Source organism: Achromobacter mucicolens, assembly GCF_029866465.1.
Classification (GTDB): domain Bacteria; phylum Pseudomonadota; class Gammaproteobacteria; order Burkholderiales; family Burkholderiaceae_B; genus Achromobacter; species Achromobacter mucicolens.
On the sequence record NZ_CP123364.1, the window covers coordinates 872,775 to 894,009 of the forward strand.

At 66.2% G+C, this 21,235-nt stretch carries 19 protein-coding genes; 6 read left to right on the forward strand and 13 right to left on the reverse strand.

Features of this window, described 5'->3' with window-relative positions; translation table 11 throughout:
• Position 1: 1 nt before the first annotated feature.
• From gmhB to glyQ, 3 genes are read right to left on the reverse strand one after another with little or no spacing between them, the layout of a single operon-like run.
• Positions 2–541, reverse strand: a complete 540-nt coding sequence (gmhB, locus tag QEP15_RS03915) for a D-glycero-beta-D-manno-heptose 1,7-bisphosphate 7-phosphatase (protein WP_062840274.1) — start codon at positions 539–541, stop codon at positions 2–4.
• Positions 538–2,676, reverse strand: a complete 2,139-nt coding sequence (gene glyS, locus QEP15_RS03920) for a glycine--tRNA ligase subunit beta (RefSeq protein WP_280148470.1) — start codon at positions 2,674–2,676, stop codon at positions 538–540. The genes gmhB and glyS overlap by 4 nt, the downstream gene beginning before the upstream one ends.
• The gene (glyQ, locus tag QEP15_RS03925; RefSeq protein WP_056320918.1) at positions 2,677–3,588 is read right to left on the reverse strand and encodes a glycine--tRNA ligase subunit alpha; all 912 of its coding nucleotides are present in this window, start codon (positions 3,586–3,588) and stop codon (positions 2,677–2,679) included.
• A gap of 281 nt (positions 3,589–3,869) precedes the next feature.
• Between glyQ and QEP15_RS03930 the strand changes: the two genes are divergently transcribed.
• The 3 genes from QEP15_RS03930 (at position 3,870) to QEP15_RS03940 (ending at position 6,920) form a co-directional block, all read left to right on the forward strand.
• The gene (locus QEP15_RS03930; RefSeq protein ID WP_152383495.1) at positions 3,870–4,637 is read left to right on the forward strand and encodes a crotonase/enoyl-CoA hydratase family protein; all 768 of its coding nucleotides are present in this window, start codon (positions 3,870–3,872) and stop codon (positions 4,635–4,637) included.
• Between the two features lie 159 nt (positions 4,638–4,796).
• Positions 4,797–6,320, forward strand: a complete 1,524-nt coding sequence (locus QEP15_RS03935; protein ID WP_056320934.1) for a fumarate hydratase — start codon at positions 4,797–4,799, stop codon at positions 6,318–6,320.
• Positions 6,321–6,473: 153 nt separating this feature from the next.
• Positions 6,474–6,920: a carboxymuconolactone decarboxylase family protein gene (locus QEP15_RS03940; protein WP_262761198.1), complete on the forward strand. Its 447-nt coding sequence runs from the start codon at positions 6,474–6,476 to the stop codon at positions 6,918–6,920.
• Positions 6,921–6,938: 18 nt separating this feature from the next.
• Here QEP15_RS03940 and QEP15_RS03945 read toward each other — a convergent pair whose 3' ends face one another.
• Genes QEP15_RS03945 through QEP15_RS03955 form a run of 3 tightly spaced genes read right to left on the reverse strand, consistent with a single transcriptional unit; the run spans position 6,939 to position 9,949 of the window.
• Positions 6,939–8,168, reverse strand: a complete 1,230-nt coding sequence (locus QEP15_RS03945) for a CaiB/BaiF CoA transferase family protein (protein WP_280148471.1) — start codon at positions 8,166–8,168, stop codon at positions 6,939–6,941.
• On the reverse strand, positions 8,165–9,025 hold the full coding sequence (locus tag QEP15_RS03950; RefSeq protein ID WP_280148472.1) for a MaoC/PaaZ C-terminal domain-containing protein: 861 nt from the start codon (positions 9,023–9,025) through the stop codon (positions 8,165–8,167). The genes QEP15_RS03945 and QEP15_RS03950 overlap by 4 nt, the downstream gene beginning before the upstream one ends.
• A 9-nt stretch (positions 9,026–9,034) precedes the next feature.
• Positions 9,035–9,949, reverse strand: a complete 915-nt coding sequence (locus QEP15_RS03955) for an SDR family NAD(P)-dependent oxidoreductase (protein WP_056320944.1) — start codon at positions 9,947–9,949, stop codon at positions 9,035–9,037.
• Positions 9,950–10,101: 152 nt separating this feature from the next.
• Between QEP15_RS03955 and QEP15_RS03960 the strand changes: the two genes are divergently transcribed.
• Together QEP15_RS03960 and QEP15_RS03965 are read left to right on the forward strand one after the other, a co-directional pair.
• Complete coding sequence (locus QEP15_RS03960) at positions 10,102–11,001, forward strand: LysR substrate-binding domain-containing protein (RefSeq protein WP_056320945.1); 900 nt, start codon at positions 10,102–10,104, stop codon at positions 10,999–11,001.
• 244 nt (positions 11,002–11,245) lie between these two features.
• The gene (locus tag QEP15_RS03965) at positions 11,246–12,229 is read left to right on the forward strand and encodes a Bug family tripartite tricarboxylate transporter substrate binding protein (protein WP_056320948.1); all 984 of its coding nucleotides are present in this window, start codon (positions 11,246–11,248) and stop codon (positions 12,227–12,229) included.
• A 57-nt stretch (positions 12,230–12,286) separates the two neighbouring features.
• Here the strand turns inward: QEP15_RS03965 and QEP15_RS03970 are convergent, their stop codons facing one another.
• The 7 genes from QEP15_RS03970 to QEP15_RS04000 form a co-directional block, all read right to left on the reverse strand.
• Positions 12,287–12,958 (reverse strand): lysozyme inhibitor LprI family protein, encoded by a 672-nt coding sequence (locus QEP15_RS03970; RefSeq protein ID WP_280148473.1) that lies wholly within the window; start codon positions 12,956–12,958, stop codon positions 12,287–12,289.
• A 472-nt stretch (positions 12,959–13,430) separates the two neighbouring features.
• A complete protein-coding gene (locus QEP15_RS03975; protein ID WP_280148205.1) occupies positions 13,431–14,387 on the reverse strand; it encodes an IS110 family RNA-guided transposase in 957 nt (318 codons plus the stop codon).
• Between the two features lie 311 nt (positions 14,388–14,698).
• On the reverse strand, positions 14,699–15,664 hold the full coding sequence (locus QEP15_RS03980) for an NAD(P)H-dependent flavin oxidoreductase (RefSeq protein ID WP_056320953.1): 966 nt from the start codon (positions 15,662–15,664) through the stop codon (positions 14,699–14,701).
• 19 nt (positions 15,665–15,683) lie between these two features.
• Entirely contained in the window at positions 15,684–16,658 is a 975-nt protein-coding gene (locus QEP15_RS03985) for a Bug family tripartite tricarboxylate transporter substrate binding protein (RefSeq protein WP_152383502.1), read from the reverse strand.
• Positions 16,659–16,714: 56 nt separating this feature from the next.
• The gene (locus tag QEP15_RS03990; protein WP_280148474.1) at positions 16,715–18,232 is read right to left on the reverse strand and encodes a class I adenylate-forming enzyme family protein; all 1,518 of its coding nucleotides are present in this window, start codon (positions 18,230–18,232) and stop codon (positions 16,715–16,717) included.
• A gap of 17 nt (positions 18,233–18,249) precedes the next feature.
• A complete protein-coding gene (locus QEP15_RS03995) occupies positions 18,250–19,422 on the reverse strand; it encodes a thiolase (protein ID WP_152383504.1) in 1,173 nt (390 codons plus the stop codon).
• A complete protein-coding gene (locus QEP15_RS04000) occupies positions 19,419–19,823 on the reverse strand; it encodes a Zn-ribbon domain-containing OB-fold protein (protein ID WP_062840285.1) in 405 nt (134 codons plus the stop codon). Before QEP15_RS04000 ends, QEP15_RS03995 begins: the two co-directional genes overlap by 4 nt.
• A gap of 213 nt (positions 19,824–20,036) precedes the next feature.
• Here QEP15_RS04000 and QEP15_RS04005 point away from each other — a divergent pair, with 213 nt between their 5' ends.
• Positions 20,037–21,227, forward strand: a complete 1,191-nt coding sequence (locus tag QEP15_RS04005) for an acyl-CoA dehydrogenase family protein (RefSeq protein WP_175236742.1) — start codon at positions 20,037–20,039, stop codon at positions 21,225–21,227.
• Positions 21,228–21,235 lie beyond the last annotated feature (8 nt).

Below are 21,235 nucleotides of genomic sequence, written 5' to 3' on the forward strand. Positions count from 1 at the left end.
GTCACGCGTCCTGCAGCAGGGCGTCGGCCAGGGCCGACAGGTCGTCGCAGACGCGCGTGTTGTCGGGCAGGCCGCCCTTGGCCAGCGTCTTGGCGCCATTGCCCGTCAGGACCAGCCACGGCGAGCATCCCGCTGCCGAAGAGGCCTGCAGATCGCGCAGCGAATCGCCCACGGCCGGCACGCCGGCCAGGTCGACGTCGTAGCGGTGCCCGATCTGCTCGAACATGCCCGGACGCGGCTTGCGGCAGGAGCAGTCGTCGTCGGGGCCGTGCGGGCACATGAAAATGGCGTCGACGCTGCCGCCCACCGCGGCGAGCTCGCGCCGCATCTTGGTGTGGATGGCGGTCAGCGTGTCCATGTCGAACAGGCCGCGCGCCAGACCCGACTGATTGGTGGCAACCACCACCTTCCAGCCGGCCTGCGTGAGGCGCGCGATGGCCTGCAGGCTGCCCGGCAGCGCGATCCATTCGTCGGGCGTCTTGACGAAGGCGTCGCTGTCCTGATTGATGACGCCGTCGCGGTCGAGGATGATGAGCTTCACTGGGCGAGCCTGGAGATGTCAGCGACCTGGTTCATCAGGCCATGCAGTTGGGCCAGGAGGGCCAGCCGGTTGGCGCGCACGGCCGGGTCTTCGGCCATGACCATGACGTCGGCAAAGAACGCGTCCACGGGTTCGCGGGCCTGGGCCAGCGTGGACAGGCTGCCGGTGAAGTCGCCGGCGGCCAATTGCGCCTCGGCCTTCGGACGCAGGGCAGCCACGGCGGCGGCCAGGGCCTTTTCAGCGGGTTCCACCAGCGCCGCGTCGTTCACCGTGCCGATCTCGCCTTCGGCCTTCTTGAGCAGGTTGCCGATGCGCTTGTTGGCGGCAGCCAGGCTGGCGGCTTCGGGCAATTGCGCGAATGCCGCGGCGGCGCGCACGCGCTCGGCGACCTGATGCAGGGGCGGGGTCAGCGCGATCACGGCCTCGACGGCATTGCGGTCGAAGTCGTTGATGAGCTGGTTGCGGTAGCGCTCGTAGATGAAGGTGCGGACCTCGGCCAGCGTGCCGGACGGGATCTTGCCGTCCGCGAACGTGCTGGCGGCCAGTTGCAGCAGGCCGTCCAGGGTCAGCGGACCGTTCTGGCTGATTTTCAGCCAGCCGCCCGCGGCCAGTTGTTCGAAGGCGCTGATCAGGCCCAGCGCGGCGCGGCGCAGGCCGAAGGGGTCGCGCTCGCCGGTGGGGGCAAGACCGATCGCCCAGATGCCGACCAGCGTTTCGACGCGTTCGGCGATGAACAGCGTCGCGGCGGTCAGGGTGCCCTGGGTCACTGGCGTGTCGTAGCGGTTGCGGTATTGCGTGCGCAGGGCCTCGACGACGCTGGCGGGTTCGCCGTCGCCGGCGGCGTAGTACGCGCCCATGATGCCTTGCAGCTCGGGGAATTCGCCCACCATGTTGGAGCCGAGGTCGGCCTTGGCCAGCATGGCGGCGCGGTCGGCGGCGGACACGTCGCCGCCCAGTTCGCCGGCAATGCCGCGGGCGATTGCGCGCACGCGCTCCACGCGTTCGAGCTGGGTGCCCAGCTTGTTGTGATAGACGATCGAACCCAGTTGCTCAACGCGCGCGGCCAGTGGCGTCTTGCGGTCGGTTTCAAAGAAGAATTGCGCATCGGCCAGGCGCGGACGCACCACGCGCTGGTTGCCCTCGACGATGTTTACCGGGTTGTCCGTGCGCATGTTGCTCACGATCAGGAAACGGTGCGTGAGGCGGCCGGTGGCCGGATCGAACAGCGGGAAGTACTTCTGGTTCAGCCGCATGGTCAGGATCAGGCATTCCTGCGGAACCTGCAGGAACTGTTCCTCGAACTGGCCCACGTAGACGGTGGGGTGTTCGACCAGCGCGGTCACTTCGTCCAGCAGCGCGGTCACTTCGGGGTCGTCGCCCAGCGTGGCGGACAGGCGGGTCGCTGCTTCTTGCAGCTGGCGCTGGATCTCGGCGCGGCGCGCTTCGAACGACGCCACGACGTGGCCCTTTTCGGCCAGCGTGGCGACATAGGCGTCGGCGTCGGCAATGGCGACGGCGCCCTGGCTCATGAAGCGGTGGCCCAGCGTCTCGCGGCCAGCGGACAGGCCCAGTGCCTGCACCGGCACCACGTCGGCGCCAAACAGCGCGATCAGGCCGTGCGCCGGGCGCACGAACTTGACGGTGGTGACGCCGTCGGCCAATTGGTAGCGCATGACCTTGGGGATGGGCAGGCCGTCGATGGCGGCTTCGATGCCTTCCTGCAGGCCGGCGGCCAGTTGCGCACCGGCGGCCGTGCCACGCGCCACCAGGTAGTCCTGCTTGCCGTCGGATTCGCGGTCCAGCGTGGCGAGGTCGATGTTTTCAAGGCCCTTGGCGGCCAGTTTCTTTTGCAGCGCCGGCGTGGCCTTGCCGTCTTCGGTCAGGCCGATCTTCACGGGCATCAGCTTTTCGGCATAGGCCTGGTCGGGCGCCTGCGCCAGCACGGCGGACAGGTGGACGGCCAGGCGGCGCGGCGTCGAATACGGCGTCACGGCGCAGCCTTCGGCCAGCAGGCCATGGCGGTCCAACGTGGCGCGCACGCCTTCGGCAAAGGCCTGGCCCAGTTTCTGCAGGGCCTTGGGCGGGAGTTCTTCGGTCAGCAGTTCGACCAGCAGCGGGCGGATGTTCGTCGTCATTTATGCAGCCTCCCCGGCGGCCTTGTCGCGGCCCAGCATGGGAAAGCCCAGTCGTTCGCGGGAATCGTAATAGGCCTGCGCGACGGCGCGCGACAGGTTGCGGATGCGGCCGATGTAGGCGGCGCGTTCGGTCACGCTGATCGCGCCGCGCGCGTCCAGCATGTTGAAGGTGTGCGCGGCTTTCAGCGCGGCCTCGTAGGCCGGCAGCGCCAGCGGCACGTCCATCAGGCGCTTGGCCTCGGCTTCGTAGTCGTTGAAATGCGCAAACAGCATGTCGGCCGACGAGTGCTCGAAGTTGTACGTGGATTGCTCGACTTCGTTCTGGTGGAACACGTCGCGGTACAGCACGCGCTTGCCGTTGGCGCCTTCCGTCCAGACCAGGTCGTAGACGCTCTGCACGTCCTGCAGGTACATGGCCAGGCGTTCCAGGCCGTAGGTGATTTCACCGGTGGTGGGCGTGCAATCCAGGCCGCCGACCTGCTGGAAATACGTGAACTGGGTCACTTCCATGCCGTTCAGCCAGACTTCCCAGCCCAGGCCCCAGGCGCCGAGCGTGGGGTTTTCCCAGTCGTCCTCGACGAAGCGGATGTCGTGCTGCGTGGGATCGATGCCCAGCGCCTTCAGCGAACCGATGTACAGATCCAGGATTTCAGGGGGCGCGGGCTTGAGCACGACCTGGTACTGGTAGTAGTGCTGCAGGCGGTTGGGGTTTTCGCCGTAGCGGCCATCCTTGGGGCGGCGCGAAGGCTGGACGTAGGCGGCGCGCCAGGGCTCCGGCCCGATGGCGCGCAGGAACGTGGCCGTGTGCGAGGTGCCGGCGCCGACTTCCATGTCGTAGGGCTGCAGCAGGGCGCAACCCTGTTTGTCCCAGTATTCCTGGAGCGTAAGGATGATTTGCTGAAAGGTGAGCATAGGATTCTTGGAATTCGGCCGCCGGGCAAGGGCTGCCCTGCGCGTGGGAAACCCGGCATTTTAACTGGCCTGCGGCCGCAGCGGTCCCGGGCGTCGGCGCGGCGGTTACATATGGGGGCCGAAAGGGCCGCCGAAAGCGTCCCCGAATGTGCCCCTGGTGGACACCCGGCCGGCCTGGCCTGCGGCCGCAAACCAATGGTCGTATGATTCCAGGTTGAGTCTTGAGTCTTATATAAAACCCGGAACCCGATTCCGAGAATTCGCGAAAAAGGAGCAGTCCCATGTCCGACCTGATCACGGTGGAAGTCACTGACGGCATCCAGATCATCACGATCAACCGTCCCGAGGCCAAGAACGCCATCAACCTGGAAACCGCCGTGGCCATGGCCGCCGCGCTGGACCAGCTGGACAGCCGTGACGACGTTCGCATTGGCATCCTGACGGGTGGCGGCGGCACGTTTTCGTCGGGCATGGACCTGAAGGCGTTCGCCGCGTCGGGTCAGCGCCCCTACGTGGACGGCCGCGGTTTCGCCGGCCTGAACGAGCGTCCGCCCAAGAAGCCGCTGATCGCCGCGGTCGAGGGTTATGCCCTGGCTGGCGGTTGCGAAATGGCGCTGGCTTCCGACCTGATCGTGGCCGCCAGCAACGCCAAGTTCGGGCTGCCCGAGGTCAAGCGCGGTCTGGTGGCCGGCGCCGGCGGCCTGTTGCGCCTGCCGCGCCGCCTGCCGTACCACATCGCGATGGAAGTGATCCTGACCGGCGAGATGCTGACCGCCGAGCGCGCCCACGCCTTTGGCCTGGTCAACCGCCTGACCGAGCCGGGCGGCGCCCTGGCCGGCGCGCTGGAACTGGCCCGCGCCATCGTCGAGAACGGCCCGCTGGCCGTGCAGACCGCCAAGAGCATCGTGGCGCAGGGCGGCGACTGGGATCAGGCAGACATGTTCGACCGCCAACGTCCGCTGATCGCGCACATCTTCACGTCCGCCGACGCCAAGGAAGGCGCGACGGCTTTTGCCGAGAAGCGCAAGCCCGTGTGGCAAGGCAAATAGCAAGTGATGTTGCGCCAGCACGCCGTGTTGACGGGGCCTGTCCCCGTCAAGCCCATTTGCCTTCAGGCGGGCGCACGGCAAAAATAACGCTTTACCTCGCGCGGCGGGCAGCAACGTCCGCCGCGTTTTCACGTTTTCCATCCAGACCTGCAAACCGCCATGTCCGTCATCATTAAAGAAGAAGACTTGATCCAGTCGATAGCCGATGGCATCCAGTTCATCAGCTACTACCATCCCGTCGATTACATCCGCCACCTGGCGCGCGCCTACGAGCGCGAGGAAAGCCCCGCCGCGCGCGATGCGATGGCGCAGATCCTGACCAACTCGCGCATGTGCGCCGAAGGCAAGCGTCCGCTGTGCCAGGACACCGGCATCGTCAACGTCTTCCTGAAGATCGGCATGAGCGTGCGCTTTGACACCAAGCGCACCCTGCAGGAACTCTGTGACGAAGGCGTGCGCCGCGGCTACCTGAACCCGGACAATCCCCTGCGCGCTTCCGTGCTGGACGATCCGCTGTTCGCGCGCAAGAACACGCGCGACAACACGCCCTGTATCCTGCACGTCGAGCTTGTCCAGGGCGACAAGGTCGACGTGCAGATCGCCTCGAAGGGTGGCGGTTCCGAGAACAAGACCAAGTTCGCGATGCTCAATCCCAGCGATTCGCTGGTGGATTGGGTGCTCAAGACCGTTCCGTCGATGGGCGCCGGCTGGTGCCCGCCGGGCATGCTGGGCATCGGCGTTGGCGGCACCGCTGAAAAGGCGATGCTGATGGCCAAGCAGTCGCTGATGGAAGACATCGACATGTACGAGCTGCTGGCCCGCGGCCCGCAGAACAAGCTGGAAGAGTTGCGCATCGAGCTCTACGAAAAGGTCAATGCGCTGGGCATCGGCGCGCAGGGCCTGGGCGGCCTGACGACCGTGCTGGACGTCAAGATCAACACGTTCCCGACGCACGCGGCTTCCAAGCCCGTCGCCATGATCCCGAACTGCGCGGCCACGCGCCACGCGCACTTCGAACTGGACGGTTCGGGCCCCGCGCGCCTGGATCCGCCGTCGCTGTCCGAATGGCCCGAAGTGCACTGGGCGCCGGACTACAACAAGTCCAAGCAGGTCGACCTGAACACGCTGACCAAGGAAGAAGTCGCCAGCTGGAAGCCGGGCCAGACGCTGCTGCTGTCCGGCAAGATGCTCACCGGCCGCGATGCCGCGCACAAGCGCATCCAAGATATGCTGGCCAAGGGCGAACCGCTGCCCGTGGACTTCACCAACCGCGTCATCTACTACGTGGGTCCGGTGGATCCGGTGGGCGACGAAGTGGTCGGCCCCGCCGGCCCCACCACCGCCACGCGCATGGACAAGTTCACGGACATGATGCTGGAGAAGACCGGCCTGATCTCGATGATCGGCAAGTCCGAGCGTGGTCCGGTCGCCATCGAAGCCATCAAGAAGCACGGCTCGGCCTACCTGATGGCCGTTGGCGGCGCGGCTTACCTGGTGTCCAAGGCGATCCGCGGCGCCAAGGTGCTGGGCTTTGCCGACCTGGGCATGGAAGCCATCTATGAGTTCGACGTGAAGGACATGCCGGTGACCGTGGCGGTGGACGCCCAGGGCACCTCGGTCCACACGACCGGACCCAAGGAGTGGCAGGCCAAGATCGGCAAGATCCCGGTTGCCGTTGCCTAAGTGAAGACGAATTGGCCGCTGGAAACAGCGGCCAATTTTTTATGGAGTCCGGGCCGATCTTGGATCAGTCGATTTGCCGATTCTTGGACCTGTTTCACCGATACGCCGGCGTGTAAGGTGGCGGGGTTCACTTTTCGACAGCAAAGGACTGACATGACCCGCATGAACTGGCAAGAGATTGCACCGGACGGCGCGAAGGCGCTCTTTGGCGTCCACCACTACGTCACCACACGCACGAACCTGCCGGCAGAGCTCATTCATCTCGTTTTTCTGCGCGTCTCGCAGATCAATGGCTGCGCGCACTGCATCGACCTGCACAGCCGCGACCTGCGCAAAACCATGTCGGTAGACAAGATCACGCTATTGCCGGTATGGGACGAGGTGCCACATCTGTTCTCCGACCAGGAACGTGCCGCGCTTGCCTGGGCGGAGGAGGTCACGCGGGTGAGCGAAACCCACGCCTCGGACGAAGCGTACGCCGCCGCCTCGGCCGCGTTCGAGCCCAAGGACCTGGTCGACCTCACGATCACGATTGCCGCAATGAATGCGTTCAATCGGCTGGGCGCGCCGTTTCGGCTGCCCGTCGCCGCCAAGGCGTGATGCGATTCCAACGCGCCGTCACGCCTGCGCTTTACCCCTGAACGCCGCAATTGCCTGCGCCGACTTACCCAGCACGTCGCGCAGCACTTCCTCGGTGTGTTCGCCCAGCATCGGCGGCGCGCGCCGGTAGACGACCGGCGAATCCGAAAACCGCAGCGGGCTGGCCGTCACGGGCGCCACGCCGCCGGCTGGATGCGGCATGTCGCGCCGCAGTTGCCGCGCCTGCGCCTGCGGATGGGCGAAGGCCTGCGCAATGTCGTTGATCGGCCCGCACGGCACACCCACCGCTTCCAGCTTGGCGATCCAGTCGTCGCGCCGGCCTTCTCGCATGATGTCCGTCAGGATCCCGATCAGTTCCACGCGGTTCGTGACGCGCAGCCGGTTGGTGGCAAAGCGCGGATCGTCGCCCAGTTCGGGCACGCCGATGGCGCGGCAATAGGCGCGGTACTGCGATTCGTTGCCCGTGGCCACGATCAGGTGGCCGTCGCTGGCGGCAAACACCTGGTAGGGCACCACGTTCTGATGCGCGTTGCCGGCGCGCGTGGGCGCCACGCCCGAGTTGAAGTAGTTGGAGTTCTGGTTGGCCAGCAGGGCCACGTGGCTGTCCAGCAGCGCAATGTCCAGGTGCTGGCCCTGGCCGCTGCGATGGCGCTCTTGCAGGGCAGCCAGCACCGCCACGGTGGCGTACATGCCGGTGACGATGTCGGTGACGGCCACGCCCGCCTTCTGCGGTCCGCCGCCGGGCAGGTCGTCGCGTTCGCCCGTGATGCTCATCAGCCCGCCCATGCCCTGGATCATGAAGTCGTAGCCGGGGCGCTGCGCAAACGGCCCATCCTGCCCAAAGCCCGTGACCGAGCAATAGATGAGGCGCGGGTTGACCTGCTTTAGGCTTTCGTAGTCCAGCCCGTACTTGGCCAGACCGCCCACCTTGAAGTTCTCGACCAGGATGTCGCTGATAGCGGCCAGCTCCCGGATCAGCGCCGCGCCCTCGGGCGTGGCCATGTCGGCTTCGACCGAGCGCTTGTTGCGGTTGGCGCTGAGGTAATAGGCCGATTCGTTGGTGTCCTGGCCGTTGCCGTCCTTCAGGTAGGGCGGCCCCCACGCGCGGGTGTCGTCGCCCACGCGGGGGCGTTCGATCTTGATGACGTCGGCGCCCAGGTCGGCCAGGTTCTGCGTGCACCACGGGCCGGCCAGGATGCGCGACAGGTCCAGCACGCGGATGCCGTCAAGCGGAGGCGGGCGCGTCATGATTGCACCGTCGCGGTGCCGTGGCTCATCACCACGATGCCGCGCTCTTTGGCGCGGGCGATGAAGCGGATCTGGCCGCCCGGCATGCGCCACATATCGCATTGCAGCGTCTCGCCCGGATAGACGGGCGCCGAAAAGCGCGTGTTCAGGCTGGAGAGCCGCGCGGCGTCGTAGTCGCAATACGTCTTGACCAGGGCGTGCGCGGCAACGCCATACGAGCACAGGCCATGCAGGATGGGCCGGGGATAACCCGCCTGACGCGCCACGTCGGGATCCGCGTGCAGCGGATTGCGGTCCGCGTTCAGCCGGTACAGCAGCGCCGCGCTGGGCGGAATGCGCAGCTCGCACCGCGAATCGGGGGCGCCATCGGGCGCGGCGGGCAGGGCCTGCGGGCTGGCGTCGCCCTCGCCAAAGCCGCCGTCGCCGCGGCAGAACGTGCTGGATTGGAGGGTTGCCAGGCACTCGCCATTTTCGTCGTGCAGCGTGCGTTCGCTGACGATGATGGCGCCCTTGTCCGCGCCCTTGTCGATGACATGCGTGTTGCGCGTCCTGCCCGTGACGACGCCCGCCACCGGCAGCGGCGCGTGCAGCGTCAGCCGCTGCTCGCCATGCACGACCTTCACCCAGTCCACCGTCGAGCGCGGGTCGCTGACCCAGAACCCCGGGTAGCCCAGGATCACGCTCATCGTCGGAAACGTGCGCAGGTCCTTCTCGTACACATACCGAAGCTGGCCGGTGTCTTCGGGGTCCTGCCCCAGGCCGATGCCCAGCGCATACAGCATCGTGTCCTTCTGATCGTAGCGCTGGCGCACGTCGTCAAAGCGCCAGTCCTTCACGGTTGCATAGTCCAACGGCATGTGGCGGCCTCAGATGGGATCCCAATCGATCACGTCGGGCGAACGCTCCAACGCGTAGAAGTGCTTGCGCATGGCGGGCGCCGCGATTTCGGCAATGCGCTCCGGTGTCCAGCCTTCGCCGTGGTGCACGGTGCGCAAAGGGCGCGGCTGGCTCATCAGCATGATCTCGTTGGCGCGCACGGCAAAGATCTGCGCCGTGATCTCGCTGGCCGCGTCGCTGGCCAGGAACACCGCCATGGGCGCCACCTTGCCGGCTTCCATTTTCTTCAGTTTTTCGACGCGCGCCTTCTCTTCGTCCGTTTCCGCGGGGATCGAACTGGTCATGCGGCTCCAGGCAAAGGGCGCGATGCAGTTCGAGCGCACGTTGTAGCGCGCCATGTCCAGCGCAATCGACTTGGACAACGCCACGATGCCCAGCTTGGCCGCCGCGTAGTTGGCCTGGCCGAAATTGCCGATCAATCCCGACGTGGAAGTCATGTGCACGAAGGCGCCGGATTCCTGTTCGCGAAAGTAGGGCGCTGCCGCGCGGCTCATGTAGAACGAGCCGTTCAGGTGCACATCGATCACCTGGCGCCATTCCTCTTCGCTCATCTTGTGGAAAACCCGGTCGCGCAGATTGCCCGCGTTGTTGATCACGGCATCGACGCGGCCGAATGCATCGATGGCCGTCTGCACGATGCGGCTTGCGCTGTCGTACGCCGCCACGCTGTCGGTGTTGGCGACGGCCGCGCCGCCCGCGTCCACGATTTCCTTGACGACCGCCTGCGCGGGACCGTCCGCTCCGCCTTCGCCCGTGAGCGAGACGCCGATGTCGTTGACCACGACCTTCGCGCCCGCCTCGGCCATCGCCAGTGCAACGCCGCGGCCGATCCCTCCGCCCGCGCCTGTCACGATCACCACCTTTCCGGATACCAAGCCGCTCATTGCCTCTGACTCCTGTGCTGCGGCGCGCACGCCGTCTGTGGAAAACAGTTCCGCATCAACCCGTCTGGTTGATGGGCATGGCCTCATGGTAGATTCGACCCGGCATTCGAAGAATTCAAAATTAGAAATGCCCCCCTTCTGCGTGGTGGAACATGAGACATGATCTGACGGACCTGCGTTTGTTTCTGAACGTGGGCGAAACACTCAATCTGACCCGTGCTGCGGAACGCACTTTCCTGTCCTTGCCGGCGGCAAGCGCGCGGGTCAAGCACATGGAAGAGGCATTCAAGGCCCGGCTGCTGGTGCGCATGGCCACGGGCGTGGCGCTGACGCCGGCAGGCGAGGTGCTGCTCAAGCACGCCAACGCCGTCTTTCGCCAGCTTGAATGCCTGAACGCGGATCTGCAGCCTTACGCCAGCGGCCTGAAGGGACGCCTGCGCCTCTTGGCCAACACCACCGCCACCAACTCCTTCCTGGCCGATGCGCTGTCCACGTTCCTGTCCGAGAACCCCGACGTCGACGTCGAGCTCGAGGAAAAGATCTCCGGCGACATCGTCATCGCCATCCGCGCCGGCGCGGCGGACCTGGGCCTCGTGGCGGGCAACATCGACGTCGAAGGCCTGGACGTCACGCCGCTCTTTCGCGACGAGCTCACCGTGGTCACGTCGCTGGACCACCCGCTTGCCGCGCAGAAGACCGCGCACTTCGCCGACCTGGTCGATGCCTACCAGTTCGTCGGCATCCACCCGGACAGCGCCATCCAGACGTTTCTTGAAGACATTGCAAGCGGCCTGGGCAAGCGCATCTGCCAGCGCGTGCACGTGGGCAGTTTCGAAGCCGTCTGCCGCATGGTCGAGGCCGGCGCGGGCATCGCCGTCGTCCCGCGCGCCTGCGCGGCGCGCTACAGCCGCCCCGACGGGCTGCATGTGCTCAAGCTGGATGACGCGTGGGCGATGCGCGATCGCCTCTTGTGCCGCCAACGCGGCCGCGACCTGCCCAGCTTCGCCGAGTGCTTCATCGGCCACGTGCAGCGGGCCGCGCGCGGCCAGTAGCGCGGCGCCGGCAGGCCCTGTTCAGATCGGGGTTTGCCCTGACCCCTATGCCGTAGCCCATGCGCCGTAGCGCCGCGCCACAGGGGCGCACGCGCACATCCGATGCCTGCTTCAGCCCGCGCGAAAGAGGGGCTTTTGCAAATACGTAGCGGCGTATCCCGGCATTCGGCAAATAATAAAAAAACGCGGCGGGTGGCAGTGCTGAAGGCCTGACCGTGACCAGAACAAGACTCAGGAGACTGCCGTGATCCATCAAGACCGCCGCCGCGTCCTCGCGGGGCTGGGCGCTGCATGCGCCGCCGCCATGCTTCCTTCCTGGGCCCGCGCCGCCACCTGGCCGGGCCACGCCGTCACCTTCATCGTTCCCTTTCCCGCTGGGGGGCCGGTGGATACCACCGCACGATTCACGACGCAGCCGCTCGGCCAGCTATGGTCCGTGCCCACCGTGGTCGACAACAAATCCGGCGCCGGCGGCATCGTCGGCGCGCAATTTGCCGCCAAGGCCGAGCCCGATGGCTACAACTTCTTTTTCGCGTCCATCCACCACGCCGTGCTGCCCAGCCTGCGCAACAACCTCAGCTACGACATCACCACCGACTTCGTGCCGGTCGGCATGGCCGCCGTATTCCCCATCGTTCTCGTCGTCAACGCGTCGCTGCCGGTAAACACGGTCGGCGAACTCATCGCCTATGCCAAGCAGAATCCCGGCAAGCTGTCCTTCAGCTCGTCCGGCACCGGCGGCGGCACGCACCTGGCCGGCGAACTCTTCAACGCCATGGCCGGCGTGCGCATCCAGCACGTCCCGTACCGCGGCAGCGCGCCCGCCATGCAGGACCTGCTCGGCGGCCAGGTCCAGGTCATGTTCGCCGACGGGCCCTCTGCCGTGCCCCACCTGAAGGGCGGCAAGATCCGCGCGCTGGGTGTCGGCAACCCCACGCGATCCAGCATGGTGCCCGACATCCCCACCATCGCCGAATCTGGCCTGCCGGGCTACGAGGCCTACTCGTGGAGCGGCGTGATGGCGCCCAAAGGCACGCCACCCGACATCGTCAAGCGCATCAATGCGGACATGGTGAAAGTGCTGTCCGACGACAGCACGGCAAAGGCGATGATCGCGGCCGGCGCCGAGCCCAAGCCCGGATCGCCGGAAGCCTTCGGCAAATTCGTGCGCGACGAAATCGCAAAGTGGCGCGACCTCATCAAGACCGCAAACATCAAACTGGAATGACCCGTGCGCGGCGGGTGAGCACAGCGGGGCTCACCCGAGCATCCCAAGAAAGGCCGATCAGCGCACCGCGAACCAGTCGCCGTGGAAGTTGCCATTCATGCCGCAGAACGGCGGCCCGAAACCGTCATCCTTGCCCCCCGGCGGCGGCGCCACCCGTGCCACCAGCACCGCGCCGCGGCGCTTGAGCGTCAGCACCCAAGGCGGCCCATCCTGATAGGTCACCGTCAGCGTGTCGCCCGACACCACCGCCTTGCCGCTCAGATCGCACACCCAGCGCCCGTCATAGGGCCGCGCGGAATTGGCCGCCACCAGCAGCTCGCCGTGGGCATTCTGCGTGATCTCGATCTCGCCTTCGATGTTCTTCCACTTGCCCACAAAGCCCGCTGCCGGCTTGGGATTGATCGCCTTCAGGAACGCCAGCCGGTAACGCATGGTGTCGGTAAGCGCCTCGAACGGTGTGCTTTGCACGTACGGTTCCGCGTAGGCCGCGTCACGCACGCTCAGAAAGTACTTCTGATCGGCCATCAACGCCTTGGCCGACTCTGGATCCATTTGATCGCGCACAGCCTTGTATTGCTGCGCAATCGCAGCATCCTGTTCCCCAAGCCTGGAATTGCCGCAAAGGGATTTCTCAACCGGCGTGGAAGCCTTGGCGCAATTGAATGAGGGTGCGGCAACAGCGCTGCCAGCCATCGCCAGCGAAGCGGAAAGGACCAGAAGACGGATCATGGTGTGAAGCTCTCCAGAGGATGTACAAGTCGGACCGCCGACCGGCGCCGCATGACCGCGCAGTTTACCGGTGTCATCTGGGAGTAGGTGCGAAGTAGGTGTCAGACACCCTGCGAAGACTGCCGTCGGGCATACGTTGTGCCCCAAGGGTGTCAGACACCCGAGCAGATATCCGCGAGCAGATACCCGATCTCGAACCGGCCCCCGCGAGCGCGAAGCGTCATCCGCGAACGCAAGACACCGCGTAAGCGCCCGGAGGCCGCCCGCGCGGCCAACCGGGCGCGGGCCCCGCAAGAAGCTCCAAACCCGCGCAAACGCAGGCAAGAACCTAAAGAACCCCACCCACCCCAGCGACCGCCAAGTTCAAACCACCGGAGCCCGGCGTGGCGTCGGCCTGGGGTGCGCGGGGCGTGTAGATGCGCCCGAGGGAAACCGAAGGGAGCCGAAGGCGGACGAGATTCTATGGTCTCGGTCAAGTAATTGACGGTCGCAATTTCTCTGGATCAAAGGGTTGGCCTGTTCGCCATACCCCGTATGCGATCCGCAAGAGTTTGCGGGCAATTATGACCAAGGCGGCAGTCGAGGCCAGCCCTCGAGCCCTGAGCATGGCGTAGTAATCCTTGAATTGTGCCGTGCGCGCCGCTGAGCTAGCCGCGTTGTAGAGCAATGTCCTCGCCGCCTTATCGCCCTGCTTGCTTAGTCGGCGGCGACCGACTTTTCTTCCGGATTCGTGCGGCCTCGGATCCAGGCCACAGAAGGCGACCGCCGCATCGCTGCTGGCAAAGTCGATCCGGCTGAACAAGCTCGTCAGGGCAACGCCGGTTATCGGTCCTATGCCGCATATGCCGGTGAGCAGACCGTATGTCTTGGCCCAGTCACTCTGGGCCTTAATCTTGGCAATCATTTCCCGTTCGAGCTGATCTGACCACGCCGTCAAACTTGCGAGAGCCTTCTTCTGATGGCTGCTTACGCAACCATGTCGCTGAGCCGACAATCGCAAGGATGTGCCCACTCGGACCACCGTCGATCTCAACGCCTGAAGTGCTCTGACTTCCTGCAATTCTGGAGATATCGGTTCGTAACGATGCAGTTTTTTGTGATGCTGCGCGATGTATTGCGCGATGACGGCGGCATCCAGTCGATCTGTCTTGCCGCGGTTCCCCAAAGAGATGGCGTAATGATGGACGTGGGTCGGATTAAGGACATAAACCTCAAATCCACGCTCATGCGCCGTACGAGCCAGGAGCTCTTGATAGCCTCCTGAGGCTTCCATGGCGATCACACTAGGGGCCGGCAGACGCTTTAACCAGCCCACGATGCTGGAGCGATTGTTAGGCAAGACGCCCGTCACGATCTCTCCGTCAGACGCGGCTACTTGAAGCTCAAACTTGCCGACATCGACCCCAATAAAAACGACTGAAGTTTGCATGACAGCTCTCCCTGCGATACGTTAAGTCCGCTGGGGTAGCCACGCCTCGGGCGTTACCTTGCGATCAATCGGCGGTCTCGGCCGCTAGATTCCTTATCGACGCGTGAGGCGGGGTGGGATGCTCTCGTCCTGGCAGTCCGGGTGCAACCGGCTGATGGTTGACAACGTCCCTTACCCCAGCGCCTTTCTTCTTCGAAAGACGCATCCACACCATACAAGGTTGACGAAGGGGCAGTCCGGAGCGAAGGCTCCGGACCGCAATCGTAGCCCCGCGCGCCCCAGGCCGACGCCGCGCCGGGCGTCAAAAGAACTCAACCCTTCCCCGGCACAGCAGCAATAGCCCCCAGATACTCCCCCTCCAACTGCGCCACCAACTCCGCCACAGCCAACACCTCCTGCACAGCCCCCACGCCCTGCCCAGCACTCCAGACATCCTTCCAAGCCTTCGGCCGCGAGCTCTTGTCCATGTTCGCCGGCGGGGCCACGCCATTGCTGGCCAACACAACAGGATCCAACCCCGCCGCCAGAATGCTCTCAGACAAATAATTAGCCGGCACCCCCGAGAAGTACGGCGTGTAAGTCACATCAGCCGCCTGCGCCGCCATCACCATTTCCCGGTAAGCATCTCCCGCCAACGACTCCTGCGTCGCAATGAACCGCGTCCCCATGTACGCAAAATCGCACCCCAGCACCTGCGCAGCCAGAATGTCCTTCCCGTGGCTGATGCACCCCGACAGCGCCAACGGCCCGTCGTAGAACGCCCGGATCTCGTTCACCAGCGCGATCGGATTGATTTGCCCCGCGTGTCCGCCCGCGCCCGCGGCAACCAGGATCAGCCCATCGGCCCCCGCATCCAGCGCCCGCTTTGCATGCCGCACGTTCGTCACGTCGTGAAAGACGAGGCCGCCATAGGCATGCGCCACCTTCACCACCGCCTCCGGCGCGTGCAGCGACGTGATCAGCAGCGGCACCCGGCGTTCCGCGCAGATCGCAAGGTCTCCCTGCCAGCGCGGATTGCTCGGATGCACAATCAGATTCACCCCATACGGCGCCACCTTCTCGGACGGCGCGGCAAGCCGCCGCGCCGCCAGCCCGTCCTCGATCCGCGTGATCCACGCGTGCAACTGCTCTTGCGGTCGCGCGTTCAGCGACGGGAACGTCCCGATGATTCCCGCCGCGCACTGCGCGACCACCAGTTGCGGCCCCGAGACCAGAAACATCGGGGCGCCGATCACAGGCAGGCGGATCTGGTCGCGCAGGGCGGACGGGGGATTCATCGTGTTGCTCCGGGGGAGGTCAGTTGGCCTGGATGTTGGCGGTCTGGATCACGTCCGACCACAACGCGTACTCGCGGTCGATGCGTTCCTGCAGGGCTTGGGAATCGCCTGTGTTGATCGAATAGCCGCCTTCGGTCATCGCCTGGCGGAAGGCGGGATCTTTCGACACCTCGGCCAGGGCGCGGGTCAGACGCGCGGTGACGGCATCGGGCAGCTTCTTGGGACCGACCAGCGCATACCAGCCCACCACCTCGTAGTCCTTCATGCCCGCCTCCCTCATCGTCGGCACGTCGGGCAATTCGGGATTGCGCGTCTTGGACGTCACCGCCAGCGCCCGCGCCTTGCCGCTCTTGATGAACGGAATGGCCGTGCTCGTGATGTCGAACATGAACGTCACCTTGCCGCTCACCACGTCCATCATCGCCGGCGAATTGCCGCGATACGGCACGTGCAGCATAGACGCCTGCGCCTGCTTCTTGAGCAGCTCGGCCGACAGGTGATTCGAGGCGCCGATTCCCGCCGACCCGAACGACACCGCGTCCGGATGCTCGCGCGCGTAGGTCACCAGTTCGCCCACGTTCTTGGCTGGAATCTGCGGGCCGATCAGCAGCACGTTGGCGTAATCAACCACCAGGCCGATCAGCGAGAAATCCTTGCGCGGATCGAACAGCGTGCTGCGCTGGACCAGCGGCGACATCGTCAGCGTGGGGCTGGCGGCAAAGCCCAGCATGTAGCCGTCCGGCGTCGCCTTGGCGGTGGCGTCGGACGCGATCATGCCGCTGGCGCCCGCGCGGTTCTCCACCACCACCGCCTGCCCCAGCTTGTCTCCCAGATACTTGGCGAAGACGCGGGCCGTCGTGTCGACCGGACCGCCCGGCGCGTAGCCCACGAGCAGGCGGATGGGACGGTCCGGATACGTTTGTGCCGTCGCGGTCTGGGCGCCGGCCAGCGCAGCCACGGCGGCGGCCGCGGCAATAAGGGTCTTGATGTTCACGCTCTTGTCTCCTTGTGCATGGGTGGCCGGTCGTGGAGCGGAACGTCAGCCCGCGCCTACGCCAGCCTTTCTTTCAGCGGCTGCTTCAGGATCTTGCCGCTGACGGTGGTGGGAATCGTCTCGATGGGAATGATCTGTGCCGGCCGCTTGTACGGCGCAAGCTGGGCGCGCAGGTGCAGCATCAGCAGATTCGTGTCGATCGTCGCGCCGGGCAGGGGCTCGACAAACGCGATGACTTCTTCGTTGTGATCGGCGGTGTCGCGGCCTACTACGGCGGACAGGCGCACGCCGGGAAACGCATTGATCACCGACTCGACCTCGATCGGGTAGACGTTGAACCCCGAGCGGATGATGAGGTCCTTTGACCGGCCCGCGATGAACAGCGCGCCGCTTGCGTCCAGGTAGCCGATGTCGCCCGTATTGAGCCAGCCGCCCGGCAGCAGCGCCTGCGCGGTCTGGTCCGGGTTGCGGTAATAGCCCAGCATCACGCCCGGGCCGCGGATCAGCAGGTCGCCGCGCGTGCCGGGGTCCGGGAACACATCCGGGCTGCCGATGCGCAGCTCGACGCCTTCCACCGCATGACCCGCCGAGCAGTCGTCGCGCGGCGCGTCGATGTCGGTGATGAACATCGAACCCGCATATTCGGTGATGCCGTAGCCGTGGTGCATCGGCACGCCGAAGTAGCGTTCCGCGTCGCGCTTTTGCGTCGGGTCGAGCGCGGCGCCGCCGGTGTAGAGGTAGCGCAGGGCCGGCGCACGCAGTTCCGCGCGGGGCGGCGCCGCGGCCATCAGGCGGCTGAACATCGTCGGCACGCCCTGCAGGATGCTGACGCCAGGATGCGTCAGCGCCTTGAACACGTCTTGCGGATCGAAGCGGCTGCGCAGCACCAGGCTGGCGCCCGCATGCAGCGTGGCCATCAGCACGGTTGCGATGCCGAAGATGTGTGACATGGGCAGCGCGGCATAGCCGATATCGTGCGGCGTCAGGCGGCGCGAAGCCGCCGACACCCGCGCGAAATGCACGAGGCCCCGGTGCGGCACCATCACGCCTTTGGGCGCGCCCGTGGTGCCGGACGTGTAGATCACCGTGGCCACCTCGGCGGCCAGATCGCCGGTCTCGGCCTGCGTGGGAGAGGGCGCGCGTGCGGCTGCGATGCCCGGCCCCCAGACAGCAGCGTCGGCATCGGAAGCGCCCGCCGCCGCGGCGTGCGCGGCAGCCGCCGTCGACACGCCGCTGGTGTACAGCACCAATTCGGGCTGCGCATGGTGGCGGATGTTCTCGACCTCGCGCGCCGACAGTCGCGCATTCACGCCCACCGGCCATGCGCCTGCCACGCCGCAGCCAAACAGCGTGGCGATCATCGCCGTGCAGTTCTCGCCCACCATCATCACGCGGTGGCCGGGCTGCACGCCTTGGCCGCGCAGCCAGTCGGCCGTATCCTGCACCCGCTGCCACAACTGGCCATAGGTCAGCGTGCCGCCGCCTTCCTCGTACAGACAGATGGCGTCGGGCTGCCGGCGCGCCTGCAGCGCCAGGACGTCGTGGATGCGGGTGATCGATTCAGCGTGAGACATGGGTTGATACGTGGGGATCAAAGGGTTGCCTGGGTGCCCAGGATGGCGGTCGATTGGCTGGACAGCGTACCGCCATTGCCATGCACCAGCGCAAGCTGCGCATCCGCGACCTGCCGTTCGCCGCATTCCCCGCGAAGCTGGCGCACCGCCTCGATCATGATGAAGACGCCGTACATGCCCGGATGCACGCAGCACAGGCCGCCGCCATTGGTGTTGACGGGCAGCCTGCCGCCGGGCGCAATGGCCCCGTCCGCGATGAAGTCGCGGCTTTCCCCCTTGGCGCAAAAGCCCAGGTCTTCCAGGAACAGCAGCGTGTTGATGGTGAAGGCGTCGTAGAGTTCCACGACGTCGATGTCGCGCGGCGCGACGCCCGCCATCGCGTAGGCGCGGCGTCCGGATTCGGCGGCGGCCGTGACGGTCAGGTCTTCCATGGAAGAAATCTGCCGGTTCCACACCGCCGTCGCGTTGCCCAGCACGTACACGGGCGGGCGCGGCAGGTCGCGCGCACGGTCGGCGCGCACCAGCACGTAGGCGCCGGCCCCGTCAGTGACCAGGCAGCAGTCGCGCACGCTCAGCGGATCGGACACCATGCGCGCGGACAGGATCTGATCCAGCGTCGCCGGTTCGCGCAATTGCGCTTCGGGGTTCAGCTGCGCCCACTGGTTGGCCGCCAGCGCCACGCGCGCCAGGTCCTCGCGCCGGGTGCCGTACTGATGCATGTGCCGCGCCGCCGCCAGCGCATACGAGGACAGCGGACTGAGCGGATCGTAGGGCGTTTCATACGGTTGCGGGTCGAACTGCTTGCGCACGCGTCCGATCTCGGCGCGGCTCAGCGTGGACGTGCGCTGCGTGCTGCCGTAGCAGACCAGCACCGCGTTGCATTGGCCCGAGGCCAGCGCATGCAGCGCCGGCATCAGGTGCGCCACGAAGCTGGACCCGCCCAGCATGGTGCTGTCAATGAAGGTGGGGCGGATGCCCAGGTGTTCGATCACCGGCATGGCCCACATCGGGGCCGCGACGCTGGCGGTGCACAGGCCATCGATGTCGCGCATCGTCAGGCCCGCGTCCGCGACGGCGCGCTGCGCCGCCTGGACCAGGATTTCCATTTCGGTAAAGCCTGCGGCCTGTCCCAGCCCCGCGTGGCCTACCCCGGCCACCGCGACGGCGCCGCGCAATTCGTTCAGCGTCATGGCGCCTCCTTGTTGGGCACGAAAACCACCAGTCCGCGCCCGTCTTGCTGTATCACTTGCGCGCGCACGCCCATGCCGATGCGGACCGCGTCCGGCGCCACGCCGTCGACGCGGCTCATGAGCCTGACGCCTTCCTGCAGGTCGATCAGCGCCACGTTGTAGTCGCCGCCCGCGTCGGGCTTGCGCCGCACGACGGTGGTGGAATAGACGGTGCCGCGTCCGTCGGGCGTGACCCAGTCAAGTTTGTCCGCGCCGCAGTGCGGGCAGATCATGCGGGGATAGAACACGGCGCGGTCGCAGCCGGCGCAATGCTGGATGAGGAAGCGGCCGTCGTCGAGCGCCTGGCGGTACTGCGCCTCGACGCCTTGCGACACGCCATCCGTCTGATCGGGAGCAGTCATGGTGCGATGGGATTCCAGTGGATCGGGTGAAACGGAACAGGCCCTAGTGTCCGCACTGCCACCCGCTTCGGCCATTCTTCATTGCTGAAGCAGGACTTTTGCCAATCCGTAGTGGGCGGCGCGCCCTACACGCAGCGCGAAGCCCGTCTTCGGAAGAGGCAGATTGTCCGGCCGTGCGCGCCGTGGCTAGATACCGGGTAAAGGAGGTGGACCATGAACCTGACCTGGACGCCGCAAGAGCGCCAATTCCGCGAGCGCGTGCGCGCCTTCGCCGCCGACAAACTGCCCGAGGACATCCGCGCCAAGGTGCTGCGGCACCAGCGGCTGGAGCGCGACGACTACGTGCGCTGGCACAACGTCCTGGCCGATGAGGGCTGGGGCGCGCCGAACTGGCCGGTCGAACACGGCGGCACGGGCTGGAACGCCTTGCAGCGCCTGATCTTCGAAGTGGAATGCTTCAAGGCGGGCGCGCCACGGCTGCTGCCTTTCGGCCTGTCGATGATCGGCCCCGTGCTGATGAAATACGGCAGCGCGCAGCAGCAGGCCCGCTTCTTGCCCCGCATGATCCGCGTAGAGGACTGGTGGTGTCAGGGCTATTCCGAGCCCGGTTCGGGGTCGGACCTGGCGTCGCTCAAGACGCGCGCCGTGCGCGATGGCGACGAATACGTCGTCAATGGCCAGAAGACCTGGACCACGCTTGCCCAATACGCCGACTGGATGTTCTGCCTGGTGCGCACCGACCCCGAGGCGCGCGCGCAACGCGGCATCTCCATGCTGCTTATCGACATGCGTTCGCCGGGCGTCACGGTGCGGCCGATTCGCACGCTGGACGGCGGTCACGACGTCAATGAGGTCTGGCTGGAAAACGTGCGCGTGCCGGCCGCCAATCTGGTCGGCGAGGAAAACCAGGGCTGGACCTACGCCAAGTACCTGCTGGGCCACGAGCGCACGGGCATCGCGGGCCTGGGCCACTGCCACCGCGAACTGGGCATCCTGAAGGACATGGCGGCGCGCGCGCAAACGCGCGGCAAGCCGCTCTTGCAGGACAGCCGCATGCGAGATCGCATCTCCCGCATCGAAGTCGACATCATGGCGCTGGAGATGCTGCTGCTGCGCGTGGCCGCCAGCAACGACGGCACGCCGGGCCCGGAGGCGTCGGTGCTGAAGATCCGCGGCTCGGAGATCCAGCAGGACCTGGCCATGCTGCAGATGGAGGTCGCGGGGCCGGACGCGTGGCCGTACGACCCGGACTGGATGGAGGCCGGCAATGCGTTTCATGGCCCGGGTCCGGAGATGGCCGCGGCCGCGGGCGCCGGTTACGCGGATATGCGCAAGACCTCGATCTACGGCGGCACGACCGAAGTGCAGAAGGGCATCATCGCCCGCCTGGTGCTGGGCGTGTAGGCCCGCCG